A 14,877-nucleotide genomic window follows, 5' to 3' on the forward strand; every position below is an offset into this window, starting at 1 on the left:
CCAGAACATCATTGGAGAGTTGGGATGCCGATCTATTCCGCGCCGGTGCGCGACACGCGTTTCGTCCTGGATTCGGTGATCGGGCTCGATCGCCACGCCAATCTGCCCGGCTTCGAGAATGCCGGCGCCGACATGGTGGAAGCGGTGCTGAGCGAGGGCGCGAAATTCGTCGAGGACGTGCTGTTCCCGCTCAACCAGTCGGGCGACGCCGAAGGCTGCACGCGCCATGCCGACGGCTCGGTGACGACGCCCGCCGGTTTCAAGCAGGCCTATGACCAGTTCGTCGCCGGCGGCTGGACGACATTGTCCGCGCCCGAGGAATTCGGCGGTCAGGCGCTGCCGCATGTGATCTCGACGGCGTTCGAGGAATATCTGATCAGCGCCAATATGGCGTTCGCCATGTATAACGGCCTTACCATGGGCGCGGTCTCCGCGATCCTGGTCAAGGGATCGCCCGAACAGAAGGCGAAATACGTTCCCAAGATGGTCGCCGGCGAATGGGGCGGCACGATGAACCTGACGGAGCCGCAATGCGGCACCGATCTGGGCCTGATCCGCACGCGCGCCGAGCCGCAGGCGGACGGCAGCTACGCCGTCACCGGCACCAAGATCTTCATCTCGTCGGGCGAGCACGACCTGACCGAGAATATCATCCATCTGGTGCTCGCCAAGACACCGGGCGCGCCGGAGAGCAGCAAGGGCATCAGCCTGTTCATCGTGCCCAAATTCCTCGTCAACGACGACGGTTCGCTCGGCGAGCGTAACGCGGTGAGCTGCGGCTCGATCGAGCACAAGATGGGCATCCACGCCAATTCGACCTGCGTGATGAACTATGACGGCGCGACCGGCTGGCTGATCGGCGAGGAGAATAAGGGGCTTGCCGCCATGTTCATCATGATGAACGCGGCGCGGCTCGGCGTCGGCCTGCAGGGGCTGTCGCAGGGTGAGGTCGCGTATCAGAATGCCGTGCAATATGCGCATGACCGCCGTCAGGGGCGCGCGCTGACAGGCCCCGCCGAACCCGGCGAAAAGGCGGATACGCTGTTCGTCCACCCCGATGTCCGCCGCATGCTGATGGAAGGCAAGGCGCTGACCGAGGGGCTGCGCGCGCTGTGCCTGTGGGGGGCGCTCCAGGTCGATCTGGCGCACAAGGCGGCGACCGAGGAAGAACGCCAGGCGGCGGACGACCTGATCTCGCTGCTGACCCCGGTGATCAAGGGCTATGGCACCGACAAGGGCTATGACATCGCGACGACCAGCCAGCAGGTTTATGGCGGGCATGGCTACATCGTCGAATGGGGCATGGAGCAATATGTTCGCGATGCCCGGATCGCGATGATCTACGAAGGCACCAATGGCGTGCAGGCGATGGATCTGGTCGGCCGCAAGCTTGCGCAGAATGGCGGACGCGCCGTCCAGCTCTTCTTCAAGATCGTCGGCGAGGAGGCGGCCGCCGCCAAGGGCAATGCCAAGCTCGCCGATCTGGCGGGTGCGCTCGAAAAGGCGCTGGGCCAGTTGCAGGCGGCGACGATGTGGCTGATGCAGAACGGCCTGACCAATCCCAACAATGCGGGTGCTGCGGCCGTGCCCTATCTCCACCTGATGGGGATCGTCGCGGTCGGCCTGATGTGGCTGCGCATGGCGACTGCCGCCGATGCCGCGCTTGAGGCGGGCAGCGGCGACGCCGGCTTCATGGAAGCCAAGCTGGTCACCGCGCGCTTCTTCGCCGAACGGATCATGCCCGATGCCGGCGCGCTGCGCCGCAAGATCGAGGGCGGCGCGGAAAGCGTGATGGCGCTGCCGGTGGAGGCCTTCGCGCGGGGGTGAACAGGCCTCTCGGCCTTCCCTCCGGCATAGATAGATTACAGTCGCCCCAGCGAAAGCTGGGGCCCATACGATCTTTCAACCACTGCTGAGGCTGACGATATTGCATGGGCTCCAGCTTTCGCTGGAGCGACAGTGGAGAATTATCCTCAATTCCCGGTCTGCGCCGTCTTCCCCGTCCGATATCTGTCAAACCACGCCAGGATCGCCGAGGCCTTCGCCGCCGCTTGCGACGGGCGTGCGGCGATGCCGCCATGGCTGGCCTCGGGCACCTTCACCAGCGCGGTCGGTACGCCGCGAAGCTGGAGCGCCGCATAATATTGCTCGGATTCGCTGACGGGCGTGCGATAATCCTGGCTCCCAACGACGACGAGCGTCGGCGTCTTGACGTTGCCGACCAGCGACAGAGGCGAGCGCTTCCAATAGCCCTGCGGATCTTCCCAGGGCAGTTTGCCGAACCAGTATTTCGCGAAATAGGGCGTGTTGTCTGCGGTGAGCACGAAGCTGGCCCAGTCGATCACCGGCTTCTGCGTCGCGGCCGCCTTGAACCGGTCGGTCTTGCCGACGATCCAGGCGGTGAGCACGCCGCCGCCCGAGCCGCCCGTCACGAACAGATTGTCGGGATCCGCCACGCCGGAGGCGATTGCGGCGTCGACGGCGGCGATCAGATCGCCATAATCGTCGGCGGGATAGCTTTTGTCGATCAGCCGCGCGAATTCCTCGCCATAGGAGGTTGAGCCACGCGGGTTGGTGTAGAGCACGGCATAGCCTGCGGCGGCGTAGAGCTGGACGTCTGTCGAGAAAGCCGGGCCATAGGCGCTGTGCGGGCCGCCATGGATTTCCAGGATCAGCGGCACGCGCTTGCCCGCGACATGGCCGGGGGGCAGGGCGAGCCATGCCGGCACGGTGCGGCCATCGGGGGCGGTGACCGCCAGTTCACGCACCTCCGCCAGTGTCTTCGTGCCAAGGAAATCGTCGTTCAGTCGGGTCAGCCGCCGCATATTGCCGCCGCTTGCGATCGAAACGTCGGACGGGCGAAGCGCGGTGCCGCTGGTGAAGGCGACCGCGCCGCCCTTCGATACGCTGAATTCGCCGCCGCTATAGGGGCGGTCGAGCCCGGAACCCGCAAGGCCGGTGGCGACGGACGTGACCGTACCGTCGAGCGTGATGCGGGCGACGCGGTTGGACCCGCGATCGTCATAGAGCGCGTAGAGCGAGCGGCCGTCCGCGGCCCAGGCGATCCTGTCGATGCTGCGATCGAGCGAGGCGGTGAGCGACCGCGCGCCGCTGCCGTCGCGGTTCATCACATAGAGCTGGGTGTCGCGGTAGCTATAGCCCTTGTCGTCGTAGCCCAGATAGGCGACGCGGCTGCCATCGGGCGAAACGGCGGGATCGGTATCGGGGCCGTCGCGGCTGGTGAGCGCGCGGATCGTGCCGGTTGCGATGTCGAGCGCCTGGATCTCGCTGTTGATCGGATTGCGCTGCCAGTCGCCCGTGCGCACTGCGCTGAACAACAGGGTCTTGCCGTCCGGCGTCCAAGCGAGCGGACCATTGTCGTGCCAGGCGCCGAAGCTGAGCTGGCGCGGCGCGCCGCCTTCGGCCGAAACCAGGAAGATATGATCGAAGCCGGGCTTCACATAACCGCCACCGTCCTGGCGATAGACGACCTTGTCGATCACTTCGAGCGGCGGCGCCCAATTGGCGCCTTCGGGTTTCGCGGGTGCCTTGCCCAGTTTCACGCCGTCATCAGGCACTGTCATCACATAGGCGATGCGGCTGCCGTCGGGCGACCAGGAAATGGCGTTCGGGCTGTCGGGCAGGCCGGTCACGCGCGCCGACGCGCCGGTTTCCATCCAGCGCACGAACAATTGCGCGCCGCCGCCTTCACCCGTCGAGACATAGGCCAGTCGCTTGCCGTCGGGCGACCAGCGCGGCTGGCTGTGCGCGCCGGGGCCGGCGATCAGCGGCGCCTGGGCGCCGGTGCGCACGTCGATCAGCCAGATCGAGGGCCGGGCCCGATCGGTCATCACGTCGTTCGACCGGCGGACATAGGCGATGCGGGTTCCGTCCGGGCTGATCTGCGGATCGCTCGCCGCTTCCAGGCCGAACAGGTCGCCACCCTGGAGAGTACGGGTCGGGCCATCGGCGGGCGCCGCGAAGGCGGGAACGGCGCTGGCGGAAAGGAGAAGCGAAAGGCAGAGCGCGCGGCGGATCATCGATGGACTCCGGCAGGAACGAGGATGCCGGCACAATGCGACTTTCCGGCACGGAAGCAAGAGGGAGAGAGGGCCGAAATGGATCGGATGCCGACGCGAAAGCGCTTGTCAGCATCGCCGGAAAACCCATAGTCTGGAAAGGCTGCGCGTGTCCGTTTCGGGGGTCTTGGGCGATGATGTTGCTTTCGTTTCGCTGGCTGGTTCTTCCTGCCTCCGTTCTCGCCTTGTCGGCATGCGGACAAGGCGAGAAAGCGCCCGACGCGAATGCGCAGGCCGCGCAACCGGTTGAATCGCGCACCCAATTGATCGGCCTGCCCAATGGCGCGACGATCACGGTCGAAGAGGGATCGGTGGGGCAGCAACTCGCGGTCTATCTGGCATCGACCGATCCGGCGCCGCGCAGCTTCCAGATCGGGGGCGACCAGTTCGCCGACTGGTCGGCCACAGCGCGGCCGGCGGTGCGCGCGATGGTGCCGGGCCTGGTCGAACTGCTCAAATCCTATCCGGCCGTGCGGCTGCGCCTGGTCGGCCATACCGACAATGTCGGCGATCCGGCCGCGAACCTGAAGCTTTCGCAGGATCGTGCGCGGATGGCGAAGCAGCATCTGGTCGATGCCGGCATTTCGGAAGGCCGGATCGAGGTGGAAGGGAAGGGGCTGACCCAGCCGATCGCCGACAATGCCACTGTCGAGGGGCGTGCGCGCAATCGCCGGGTCGAGCTGATCGTGATCGCGAAATAGGTTTTTTGCCGCGAACTCGTCACATGACGATGGCAAACGGATCGCATTCTGAAATGTAACCGTCATTCCGGCGAAAGCTGGAGACGTAGTCGACCGTAGGTCAATCTGGTGCTCTATGTCGAAGAAGATTCCGGCTTCCGCCGGAATGACGGTTTTCTCGGGAAAGACTGAGAAGCAGTACTCGCTTTTATTCTTGCTTCTCGATCCCGAGGGGCATGTGCCTGCGCTGGCATGATGATGGTCTGATTTCGCCGTGTCAGGCCTTGATCACGGGAAGGGCAGCACGGACTCCATCGCGACACCGCCGCGCCGTGGCACGCGCCAGATCTGGCCGTAGCGGGTGTGCGGGATTTCACGCGGGCCGATCGCACCCATGCGGCGGATCAGATCGGGCACTGTGTTGCTGTGGCCGACGATCAGCACCACACCACGCGTGCGCCTGACGCGGTCGAGCAGCCGGTCCGGATCGGCGGCGTCGTAGGTCTCGAGCGGCACGCCCAGGCGGCGGGCGAGCGGGCCCGCCGTTTCCATCGCGCGGCGCGTCGTGCTGGCGAACACCGCGCGCGGACGATCGCGGAACCAGGTGGCCAGGCGGTCGGCCTGGCGCTTGCCCGCCGGCGACAGGCCGGGGTCTTCGCCGGCACCGGCGCCGCTCTGCTGCTCCAGATGGCGCATGATATAGACATCGTCGGCCGACTGCGCCGCGGCGCCAGCGGGTAACACCGCCAGCGCGGCGAGCAGCAGCAGCGATGCCGTGCGCCGCCGCATCGTTACGCCTTGGCTTCCGACTTCGTCTTTCCGCCCTTCTTTGGCTTCTTGGGCGCTGCCGGCGTCACTTCGAAGGCGAGCGCATCATCCTTCAGGTGGACGCTGACTTCGCCGCCATGGACGAGTTTGCCGAACAGCAGCTCCTCGGCAAGCGGCTGCTTGATCTTCTCCTGGATCAGCCGGCCCATCGGGCGGGCGCCATAGAGCTTGTCGTAGCCGCGCGCGGTGAGCCATTTCTTGGCGTCGTCGTCGAGCGTGATGTGGACGTTGCGATCCGCCAGCTGAAGTTCGAGCTGCAGGATGAACTTCTCCACCACGCGGCTCACCACCTCGGTCGGCAGATAGCCGAAGGGCACGATCGCATCGAGGCGATTGCGGAACTCGGGCGTGAACATCCGCTTCACCGCTTCCTCGCTCGCATCCTCGCGGCTGACATTGCCGAAGCCGATGCCTTCGCTCGCCATGTCGGACGCTCCGGCATTGGTCGTCATGATCAGCACGATGTTGCGGAAATCGACGGTCTTGCCGTGGTGATCGGTCAGCTTGCCGTTGTCCATCACCTGCAACAGGATGTTGAACAGGTCCGGGTGCGCCTTCTCGATCTCGTCGAGCAGGAGCACGCTGTGCGGCTGCTGGTCGACCGCATCGGTCAACAATCCGCCCTGATCATAGCCGACATAGCCCGGAGGGGCGCCGATCAGCCGCGAAACGCTGTGCCGCTCCATATATTCGGACATGTCGAACCGCTGGAGCGGAATGCCCATGATGCTGGCGAGCTGGCGCGCGACTTCCGTCTTGCCGACGCCGGTGGGGCCGGAGAAGAGATAGTTGCCGATCGGCTTGTCCGGATCGCGCAAGCCCGCGCGGCTGAGCTTGATCGCCGATGCCAGCGTCTCGATCGCGAGATTCTGCCCGAACACGACACGCTTCAGATCGGTCTCGAGATTGGCCAGCGTCGCCTTGTCGTCGGTCGACACCGATTTGGGCGGAATGCGCGCCATCGTGGCGACGACCGCCTCGATCTCCTTGGGCGTGATCGTCTTCTTGCGCTTGCTCGGCGGCACCAGCATCTGCATCGCGCCGACCTCGTCGATCACGTCGATCGCCTTGTCGGGCAGCTTGCGGTCGTTGATGTAGCGCGCCGACAGGTCGACCGCCGCCTTGATCGCGTCGGGCGTGTATTTGACGTTGTGATGCTCCTCGAACGCCGAGCGCAGCCCGGCCAGGATCTTCACCGTATCCTCGATCGTCGGTTCGTTGACGTCGATCTTCTGGAACCGGCGCAGCAGCGCGCGATCCTTTTCGAAGTGATTGCGGAATTCCTTGTAGGTGGTCGATCCGATGCAGCGGATCGTGCCGCCCGACAAGGCCGGCTTGAGCAGGTTCGACGCGTCCATCGCGCCGCCCGAGGTGGCGCCGGCGCCGATCACCGTGTGGATCTCGTCGATGAAGAGGATGGCGTGGGGCAGCTTTTCGAGCTCGTTCACCACCTGCTTCAGCCGTTCCTCGAAATCGCCGCGATAGCGCGTGCCGGCGAGCAGCGCACCCATGTCGAGCGAATAGATGACGGCGGGGCGCAACACATCGGGCACGTCGCCTTCGATGATCTTGCGCGCCAGGCCTTCGGCGATCGCGGTCTTGCCCACGCCCGGATCTCCCACATAGAGCGGGTTGTTCTTGGAGCGCCGGCACAGGATCTGGACAGTGCGGTCGACTTCGGCCGACCGGCCGATCAGCGGATCGACCTTGCCGTTCCTGGCCTTTTCGTTGAGATCGACGCAGAACTGCTTGAGCGCGCTTTCGCCCTTTTGCTTGCCGTCCGGCTTGGTGGCCTTCTCTTCCTCGACGCCCTTCACCTCGCGCGGTTCGGGCGTGGCGTTGCCCTTGCCGACGCCGTGGCTGATGAAGCTGACCGCATCGAGCCGGCTCATATCCTGCTGCTGCAGGAAATAGACGGCATAGCTTTCGCGCTCGGAGAAGAGCGCGACCAGGACGTTCGCGCCGGTCACTTCGTCGCGGCCCGAAGACTGGACGTGCAGGATGGCGCGCTGGACGACGCGCTGGAAGCCGCTGGTGGGGGAGGGATCGGTCTCGCCCTCGACCTTCAGTGCTTCGAGTTCATTGTCGAGATAGGTGGCGACGGCGTCGCGCAGCTCGCCCAGGTCGACGCCGCAGGCGCTCATCACCTGTCCGGCATGCTCGTCGTCGATCAACGCGAGCAGGAGATGCTCCAGCGTGGCATATTCGTGACGCCGGTTTGACGCGGCCTCGAGCGCTTTGTGAAGCGTCTTCTCAAGCGCGCTGGCGAAGGATGGCATGATATTTCACTCCGATGCGGGGCGAGGGACGCCGCCCCGGTATGACCCTATGTCGGGATTGCGGCCGCCTTCATCAAGAATGGCCGCGACACTCATCGCTTGAACAGCGATTCGGCGTTGGCGCGATGAACCGAAGCGCTGGCGCGTTTCGCTTCGACCCGTGCGATTTCCCGCTTCAGGGCCTCCACGCGCAGGTCCAGTTCCTCGACCGACAATGGATCGAGGTCCTCTTTGGCGAGCAGGGTCAGCGGATCGCCCGGCCGCTTCGAAAAAACTTCGTCGAGGTCCATGCGGCAAGCGTTGACCGAAACCGCCCGACTGTCAATAAAGCGCGCGCTTTTCATGGTAAAAGGCGCCGTAAGCGAGGGGGACCAGGATGACCGCGCTGCCCGAGATGATGACCGCGATCGACCCGGCCGAGCCCGGCGGTCCGGATGTACTCCAGCCCGTATCGCGCGCCGTGCCGAGGCCGGGCGCCGGCGAAGTGCTCGTCAAGGTGGAGGCGGCCGGCGTCAATCGGCCCGACGTGGTCCAGCGGCTGGGCAATTATCCGCCGCCCAAGGGGGCACCGAGCATTCCGGGGCTCGAAATCGCGGGCAGGGTGGTCGCGGTGGGCGACGCCACCGGCGCCGACATAATCGGCCAGCCGGTCTGTGCGCTCGTCGCCGGTGGCGGCTATGCCGAATATGCGCTGGCGCCGGTAGGCCAGTGTCTGCCGGTGCCGCCAGCGATCACGATGATCGAGGCGGCGGCGATTCCGGAAACGCTGTTCACCGTGTGGACCAATTTGTTCGAGCGCGCTTATGCGGTCGAGGGAGACAGCGTGCTCGTTCATGGCGGCACCAGCGGGATCGGCACGATGGCGATCGCGCTCGGCAAGCTGTTCGGCCTCACCATGATCGTCACCTGCGGTTCGGACGCGAAGTGCGACGCCGCGCGCGCGCTCGGCGCCGATGTCGCGATCAATTACCGGACCGAGGATTTCGTCGCGCGCGTGCGTGAAGCGACCGGTGGTCGTGGCTGCAACGCCGTGCTCGACATGGTCGGCGGCGATTATCTGCCGCGCAACCTGCAATGCCTGGCCGAAGACGGCCGCCATGTCTCGATCGCGACGCTGGGCGGCGGGACGGCGCAGGTGCCGATCATGCAGGTGATGCTCAAGCGGCTGACCTTGAGCGGATCGACATTGCGTGCCCGCTCGGTCGAATTCAAATCGCTGGTTGCCGACGAATTGTCGCGCAGCGTCTGGCCGCATGTCGCCGAAGGGCGGCTGAAGCCGGTGATCGACATGACCTTTCCGCTTGCCGAGGCGGCCAAGGCGCACGAAAGAATGGAAGCCGGCGACCATATCGGAAAGATCGTGCTGCTGACCGGGGGGTAAATATGCGTTTGGGGGGGGTATTGCTGGTGATCGCGGCCGCGTTGACGGCCTCGGGGCCGGCGGAGGCGAGGCGTTCGGCGATGTCGAACACGCCGGAAATCGCGCTGATCGCGGATCTGCCCAATGATTCGCGTTTCGAGGCTTATGGCGCTGAGGGGCGGACGGTGACGCTCGACCTCGGCTGGTCCTATCGCGAGTTCAGCGCGCTGTGGATGCCGTTCGCTGCGTGGAAGGAAGAGGGGTTCGTCTTCTATTCGAGAGACGCAAACGGCCAGACCCACCTGGCGCCGGCTACGGCGCGTGAGCTCGCAGCGATCAAGCAGCTTACCGGTGTCGATTACGAAGCCGACTACGCCTTTCCCTATTGGCAATATTATTGGGGCTGGGGCCCGCTGGCGCTGGTGATCGGTCTGGTCGTCTGGCGGCGCCGGCAGGAGCAGAAGCGCAAGGATGCCGAAGGGATCATGTGATGGGCGACAAGCTGATCCTTCACGAATATGCCCAGTCGGGGAATTGCTACAAGATCCGGCTGACCGCCGCGCATCTCGGGCGGCGGATCGAGCGCGTCGAATACGACATCATGAAGGGCGAGACCCGGACTCCCGAGTTCCTGACCAACATCAATGCGGTCGGCCGCATTCCGGTGCTTCAGGTGGGGCAGCGCTTCCTGCCCGAAAGCAATGCCGCCTGCTTCTATCTGGCCGACGGATCCGCGCTGATTCCCGAGGATCGTTTTGCGCGGGCCGACATGCTGCGCTGGATGTTCTTCGAGCAATATCATCATGAGCCCAATATCGCGACGGTGCGCTTCTGGGTCATGTTCGTCGGCGGGGACGCGCTGAGCGAAGTCCAGCGCGCCCAGTTGCCGGCCAAGCGGCTGGCGGGCGAGAGGGCCTTGCAGCAGATGGATGATCATCTGGCGCTCAGGAACTGGTTCGTGGGCGAGGCCCCGACGCTCGCCGATATCTGCCTCTACGCCTATAGCCATGTCGCGGAGGAGGGCGGGTTCGACCTTTCGCTTTATCCGCACGTGCGCGCCTGGCTCGATCGGATGGCCGATCTGCCCGGGCATATTGTCATGGAAGCGTAATCGCTCCGGCGTTCAAACTGTAACCAAAAATCGCGATTGCTCCCGGGCAAGGTCAACGTCCGGGGGAAGAATTCATGGACGCGGTCACCCGCCTTGCCGTCGATGGCGAAATATTCGACTTTCATCGTTCCGAACCGACGATCCCCGAACCTTGCCAGAGCCGGAGCCGACGCCGTTTCCGGACGATCTGGATTTCGGACATCCATCTGGGAACGCGCGGCTGCAATGCCGATATGCTGATCGACTTTCTCGACAGCACCGACAGCGAGACGCTGTATCTGGTCGGCGACATCATCGACGGCTGGCGGCTGAAGAAGCGCTTTTACTGGCCTGCCGCACATAACGACATCGTCTGGCGCATCCTGAAACGCGCGAAGCGCGGTACGCGGATCATCTATGTACCGGGCAATCACGACGAAATGCTCCGTCCCTATGCGGGGCTGAACTTCGGCGGCGTCGAGATCCGCCGCAATGCGATCCACGAAACCGCCGATGGACGGCGACTGCTGGTGCTGCACGGCGACGAGTTCGACACGATCATGCTGGCGCATCGCTGGCTCGCCCATGTCGGCGACTTCGCTTACGAACTGATGATGAAGCTCAACTATGTCGTGAACCGGGTGCGCACCGCGTTTGGGCTTCCCTATTGGTCGCTGTCCAAAATGGCCAAGCACAAGGTGAAGAACGCGGTCGAGTTCATCTCGAAGTTCGAGGAGATCGTGGCGCACGAAGCGGGCCAAAGGGGCGTCGATGGCGTCGTTTGCGGGCATATCCATACCGCCGAGATCCGCGATATTTCAGGTGTCGCCTATTATAATGACGGTGACTGGGTGGAAGGCTGCACCGCGCTGGTCGAGCATTCCGACGGGCGCATGGAAGTGCTCCACTGGGCCGACGAGATCACAGCGCGCAACAGCCGCGACGTCGCGCGGATCGCGGCATGAGGATCGCGATCGTCACCGATGCCTGGGAACCCCAGGTCAACGGCGTCGTCCGGACGCTGAAGGCGGTGCGCGAGCAACTGGAGGGGCAGGGGCATCTCATCCGCGTGATCTCGCCCGATCTCTTCTACTCGCTGCCATGCCCGACCTATCCGGAGATCAGGCTGGCCATGGCGCGCACCATGACGGTGGGTTCGATGATCGCCGATTTCGCGCCCGACGCGATCCATCTGGCGACCGAAGGACCGCTCTGTGCCGCCGCGCGGCGCTGGTGCCTGCGGCGCGCCATTCCTTTCACGACGGCCTATCATACCCAGTTTCCCGATTATGCCGCGAAGCGGACGGGCATGCCCGCCCAATGGTTCTGGCGCTACATCCAGTGGTTCCATGCGCCGTCGAGTGCGGTGCTGGTGTCGACCGCGTCGGTCCGCGCGACGCTGCGCGCGCACGGGATCGATCGCCTCCGCCATTGGGGGCGCGGTGTCGACCTGTCGTACTTCCGCCCGGATGCGCCGCCGCTCGATGTGCTGGCCGGCTTGCCCCGGCCGGTCCAGCTCTATGTCGGGCGCGTCGCGGTCGAGAAGAATATCGAGGCGTTCCTGACCAGCGGCGTGCCGGGCACGAAAGTCGTGGTGGGCGACGGACCGGCACGCGCCGCGCTGGAGGCCGGTTATCCGGACGCACTGTTCTTGGGCGCGCAATCCGGCACGGCGCTTGCGGGGGCTTATGCCGGGGCGGATGTGTTCGTCTTTCCCAGCCGCACCGACACATTCGGGCTGGTGATGATCGAGGCGCTGGCCTGCGGAACGCCTGTCGCCGCCTATCCGGTCACCGGGCCGATCGATGTGATCGACGAAACCGTCGGGGCTATGGACGAGGATCTGGATGGCGCGATCCGGCGTGCGCTGACGCGCGATCGCGCGGCCTGCGCCGCCTATGGCGGGCGCTTCAGCTGGTCGGCGAGCGCGGCCGAGTTTCGCGATGCGCTGGTTCCGATCGCCGAAGAGGGATTCGCCGTCGCGGCCTGAATGGCGGCATCATAATCTTGCCCGCTTCCAGGGTTACAGGACGGGGCATGGACGCCGCGCACTCGATCATCGCCTTCACCGCCGCCGCGGCCCTGCTCACGGTGACGCCGGGCATCGACACGGTGATGGTCCTGCGGAGCGTGGCGGGCGGCGATGCGCGCCAGGGCATTCATGCCGCGATCGGGATCGGTCTTGGATGTCTGGCATGGGGCGCCGCCGCGGCGCTGGGGCTCGGCGTCGTGCTAGCCGCGTCCGAACTGGCCTTCACCACGCTCAAACTCGCCGGCGCCGCCTATCTGGTCTGGCTGGGCGTGAAGCTGGTGCTGTGGCCGCGCGATCGCCTGGCGGTCGAGGGGGCGGCGGACATCGACGCACATCAGGCGCTGCGGCGTGGTTTCCTGACCAATCTGCTCAACCCCAAGGTCGGCATCTTCTATATCACCTTCCTGCCGCAATTCGTGCCGGCGGGGGCGGATATGGTGGCGTTCTCGTTCCTGCTCGCCTGCATTCACGTTCTGCTTGGATGGGTCTGGTTCGGTATCCTCATCGCCGCCGCGGTTCCGTTCGGGCGGTTCCTGGCGCGCGGGGGCGTGGTGCGGGTGCTCGATCGGATGACGGGCGGGCTCTTCATCGTCTTCGGGCTCAGGCTGGCATTCGCGCGGCAGCCCTGATTCAGGGCGTTGCGCGCCGCTTGGCGATGAAACTTGCCCTTGCCGGGTTTCGGCACTAGATCGAATATATGTTTCCGGCCGCTCCGTATGGGGCGGCCCTTATTTTATCTGGAGAATTTCGCCGTGGTTCAGCCGCTTATGCCCCACGCGACCGCGTCCTGGCTGGTCGACAATACGTCTCTCAGCTTCGAGCAGATCGCCGAATTCTGCGGGCTCCACATCCTCGAGGTGCAGGCGATCGCCGACGACACCGCCGCGACCAAGCTGACCGGCCGCGATCCCGTTCGTGCGCATGAGCTCACGATGGAAGAGATCGAGAAGGGCCAGCAGGATCCCAATTACACGCTGAAGATGCAGAAGGGGCCGGAACAGGTCCGCCGTACCAAGGGACCGCGTTATACCCCGGTTTCCAAGCGTCAGGACAAGCCCGACGGCATCGCCTGGATCATCCGCAACCACCCTGAGATCTCGGACGGCGCGATCGGCAAGCTGATCGGAACAACCCGCACGACGATCCAGGCCATCCGCGAGCGTTCGCACTGGAACATCGCGAACATCATTCCCAAGGATCCCGTCACGCTGGGCCTGTGCTCGCAGCGCGAACTCGACGCGCTCGTGGCGCGCGCCGCCAAGAAGGCCGGGATCGAGACGCCGACCGACAGCCGCATCGACGGCGATCGCGCCGCGCTGATCGAAGAACTTCGCGCCGAGCGCGAAGCGGCCGCGCGCGACGCGGAAGCCGCGCTGAATGCCGAGGAGGCGCCCGCCGCGCCCGTCGAGCTGACGCGTGACTCGCTCTTCAAGCGGTAATAGTTCGCCCGATGCGTCGCTGACGCAGGACGAAAGCTTCGTCGGAACCAGCTTCCGGGGGCTGACCTATCCGCTCGGGCGTTTCGCGCCGGAGCCGGGAACGCTCCACGAACTCGCCAGCGGCGTGCGCTGGGCGCGGATCCGGTTTCCGGGCTCGCTCGGCCATATCAATAGCTGGGTGCTCGACGATGGCGCCGGCGTGGCGATCTGCGACACCGGCGTGGATATCCCGCTTTGCCGGCAGGATTGGGAGGCGATCCTGGCCGGCCCGCTGAGCGGCGCCACGGTCACGCGCGTGATCGGCACCCATTTCCATCCCGATCATATCGGCCTGGCCGGCTGGCTCTCTGCGCGCGACGGCGCGCGGGTCTGGATGACGCGCGGCGAATGGCTGACGGCTCAGCTCGCCTGTGCCGATGCGCGCGATATCGTGCCCGAAGATGTGATCGCGATGCGCCGCGCGGCGGGCTGGAGCGACGAGCAGATCGACGTTTCGCGCGCGGAGGGCTGGGGGCGGATGCGGCAGATGGTGTCGCCGTTGCCGATCGGCTTTCATCGTGTCCAGGACGGTGACGTGATCGCGATCGGCGATGCCGAATGGCGCGTCGTCACCGGCTGCGGGCACAGCCCGGAACATGCCTGTCTGGTGAACGATGCGCAGGGCCTGATGATCTCGGGCGATCAGGTGCTGCCGCGCATCAGTTCGAACGTCTCGCTGGGGGCGAGTGAGCCCGAGGCGGACCCGCTGGGCGATTGGCTCGCCTCGATCGACAAGCTGCTTGGCCTGTCCGACGATCTGCTGGTGCTGCCCGCCCATGGCGAGCCGTTTCGCGGCCTCCATACGCGGCTGAACGCGCTGCGCCGCGAGCATGAGGCGCGCCTGGACGAACTCGCCGATTTCATGGAGACGCCGCGCCGGGCCGTGGATTGCTTTACCAAGCTGTTCCGCCGCGTGATCGACCAGAGCGTGCTCGGCCTGGCGACCGGCGAGGCGCTGTCGCATCTGCGCCATCTGGAGGTGACGGGACGCGCGGTGCGCGAGGTGCGCGACGGCGTCTGGTGGTTCCAGGCCGCTTGACGCCTAGGGTCC

General features: G+C 65.4%; 14 protein-coding genes. 10 read left to right on the forward strand and 4 right to left on the reverse strand.

Features of this window, described 5'->3' with window-relative positions:
• Window positions 1–24 precede the first annotated feature (24 nt).
• On the forward strand, window positions 25–1,827 hold the full coding sequence (locus K7G82_RS01710) for an acyl-CoA dehydrogenase C-terminal domain-containing protein (protein WP_222988081.1): 1,803 nt from the start codon (window positions 25–27) through the stop codon (window positions 1,825–1,827).
• A gap of 146 nt (window positions 1,828–1,973) precedes the next feature.
• Here the strand turns inward: K7G82_RS01710 and K7G82_RS01715 are convergent, their stop codons facing one another.
• Window positions 1,974–4,040, reverse strand: a complete 2,067-nt coding sequence (locus tag K7G82_RS01715; protein WP_222988082.1) for a S9 family peptidase — start codon at window positions 4,038–4,040, stop codon at window positions 1,974–1,976.
• A gap of 173 nt (window positions 4,041–4,213) precedes the next feature.
• Between K7G82_RS01715 and K7G82_RS01720 the strand changes: the two genes are divergently transcribed.
• Window positions 4,214–4,780 carry an OmpA family protein gene (locus tag K7G82_RS01720; RefSeq protein WP_222988083.1) on the forward strand — a complete coding sequence of 189 codons (567 nt, stop codon included), beginning with the start codon at window positions 4,214–4,216 and terminating at the stop codon, window positions 4,778–4,780.
• A gap of 267 nt (window positions 4,781–5,047) precedes the next feature.
• Here the strand turns inward: K7G82_RS01720 and K7G82_RS01725 are convergent, their stop codons facing one another.
• The 3 genes from K7G82_RS01725 to K7G82_RS01735 form a co-directional block, all read right to left on the reverse strand.
• A complete protein-coding gene (locus K7G82_RS01725) occupies window positions 5,048–5,548 on the reverse strand; it encodes a SixA phosphatase family protein (RefSeq protein WP_222988084.1) in 501 nt (166 codons plus the stop codon).
• 2 nt (window positions 5,549–5,550) lie between these two features.
• Entirely contained in the window at window positions 5,551–7,866 is a 2,316-nt protein-coding gene (gene clpA, locus K7G82_RS01730; protein ID WP_222988085.1) for an ATP-dependent Clp protease ATP-binding subunit ClpA, read from the reverse strand.
• A gap of 92 nt (window positions 7,867–7,958) precedes the next feature.
• Window positions 7,959–8,210, reverse strand: coding sequence for a DUF1192 domain-containing protein (locus K7G82_RS01735; RefSeq protein ID WP_343228506.1), 252 nt, complete (start codon window positions 8,208–8,210; stop codon window positions 7,959–7,961).
• A 32-nt stretch (window positions 8,211–8,242) separates the two neighbouring features.
• Between K7G82_RS01735 and K7G82_RS01740 the strand changes: the two genes are divergently transcribed.
• The 8 genes from K7G82_RS01740 (at window position 8,243) to K7G82_RS01775 (ending at window position 14,865) form a co-directional block, all read left to right on the forward strand.
• Window positions 8,243–9,247, forward strand: a complete 1,005-nt coding sequence (locus K7G82_RS01740) for an NAD(P)H-quinone oxidoreductase (protein WP_222988086.1) — start codon at window positions 8,243–8,245, stop codon at window positions 9,245–9,247.
• A gap of 2 nt (window positions 9,248–9,249) precedes the next feature.
• Window positions 9,250–9,717, forward strand: coding sequence for a hypothetical protein (locus tag K7G82_RS01745; protein WP_222988087.1), 468 nt, complete (start codon window positions 9,250–9,252; stop codon window positions 9,715–9,717).
• Window positions 9,717–10,337: a glutathione S-transferase family protein gene (locus K7G82_RS01750; RefSeq protein WP_222988088.1), complete on the forward strand. Its 621-nt coding sequence runs from the start codon at window positions 9,717–9,719 to the stop codon at window positions 10,335–10,337. The genes K7G82_RS01745 and K7G82_RS01750 overlap by 1 nt, the downstream gene beginning before the upstream one ends.
• Before the next feature lie 74 nt (window positions 10,338–10,411).
• Window positions 10,412–11,281, forward strand: a complete 870-nt coding sequence (locus K7G82_RS01755) for a UDP-2,3-diacylglucosamine diphosphatase (protein WP_222988089.1) — start codon at window positions 10,412–10,414, stop codon at window positions 11,279–11,281.
• Window positions 11,278–12,306, forward strand: a complete 1,029-nt coding sequence (locus K7G82_RS01760; protein ID WP_222988090.1) for a glycosyltransferase family 4 protein — start codon at window positions 11,278–11,280, stop codon at window positions 12,304–12,306. Before K7G82_RS01755 ends, K7G82_RS01760 begins: the two co-directional genes overlap by 4 nt.
• Before the next feature lie 47 nt (window positions 12,307–12,353).
• On the forward strand, window positions 12,354–12,977 hold the full coding sequence (locus K7G82_RS01765) for a LysE family translocator (protein WP_222988091.1): 624 nt from the start codon (window positions 12,354–12,356) through the stop codon (window positions 12,975–12,977).
• Between the two features lie 138 nt (window positions 12,978–13,115).
• Window positions 13,116–13,787, forward strand: coding sequence for a DUF1013 domain-containing protein (locus K7G82_RS01770; RefSeq protein WP_222988376.1), 672 nt, complete (start codon window positions 13,116–13,118; stop codon window positions 13,785–13,787).
• Entirely contained in the window at window positions 13,765–14,865 is a 1,101-nt protein-coding gene (locus K7G82_RS01775; protein ID WP_222988092.1) for an MBL fold metallo-hydrolase, read from the forward strand. Before K7G82_RS01770 ends, K7G82_RS01775 begins: the two co-directional genes overlap by 23 nt.
• Window positions 14,866–14,877: the final 12 nt, after the last annotated feature.

Origin of the sequence: Sphingomonas colocasiae (genome assembly GCF_019880585.1) — a bacterium.
Lineage (GTDB): Bacteria > Pseudomonadota > Alphaproteobacteria > Sphingomonadales > Sphingomonadaceae > Sphingobium_A > Sphingobium_A colocasiae.

Bases quoted from the DNA above. Each gene is read 5' to 3' on its own strand.
- K7G82_RS01710 (WP_222988081.1), top strand. From the start codon at position 25: ATGCCGATCTATTCCGCGCCGGTGCGCGACACGCGTTTCGTCCTGGAT.
- K7G82_RS01715 (WP_222988082.1), bottom strand. From the start codon at position 4,040: ATGATCCGCCGCGCGCTCTGCCTTTCGCTTCTCCTTTCCGCCAGCGCC.
- K7G82_RS01720 (WP_222988083.1), top strand. From the start codon at position 4,214: ATGATGTTGCTTTCGTTTCGCTGGCTGGTTCTTCCTGCCTCCGTTCTC.
- K7G82_RS01725 (WP_222988084.1), bottom strand. From the start codon at position 5,548: ATGCGGCGGCGCACGGCATCGCTGCTGCTGCTCGCCGCGCTGGCGGTG.
- clpA (WP_222988085.1), bottom strand. From the start codon at position 7,866: ATGCCATCCTTCGCCAGCGCGCTTGAGAAGACGCTTCACAAAGCGCTC.
- K7G82_RS01735 (WP_343228506.1), bottom strand. From the start codon at position 8,210: ATGAAAAGCGCGCGCTTTATTGACAGTCGGGCGGTTTCGGTCAACGCT.
- K7G82_RS01740 (WP_222988086.1), top strand. From the start codon at position 8,243: ATGACCGCGCTGCCCGAGATGATGACCGCGATCGACCCGGCCGAGCCC.
- K7G82_RS01745 (WP_222988087.1), top strand. From the start codon at position 9,250: ATGCGTTTGGGGGGGGTATTGCTGGTGATCGCGGCCGCGTTGACGGCC.
- K7G82_RS01750 (WP_222988088.1), top strand. From the start codon at position 9,717: ATGGGCGACAAGCTGATCCTTCACGAATATGCCCAGTCGGGGAATTGC.
- K7G82_RS01755 (WP_222988089.1), top strand. From the start codon at position 10,412: ATGGACGCGGTCACCCGCCTTGCCGTCGATGGCGAAATATTCGACTTT.
- K7G82_RS01760 (WP_222988090.1), top strand. From the start codon at position 11,278: ATGAGGATCGCGATCGTCACCGATGCCTGGGAACCCCAGGTCAACGGC.
- K7G82_RS01765 (WP_222988091.1), top strand. From the start codon at position 12,354: ATGGACGCCGCGCACTCGATCATCGCCTTCACCGCCGCCGCGGCCCTG.
- K7G82_RS01770 (WP_222988376.1), top strand. From the start codon at position 13,116: ATGCCCCACGCGACCGCGTCCTGGCTGGTCGACAATACGTCTCTCAGC.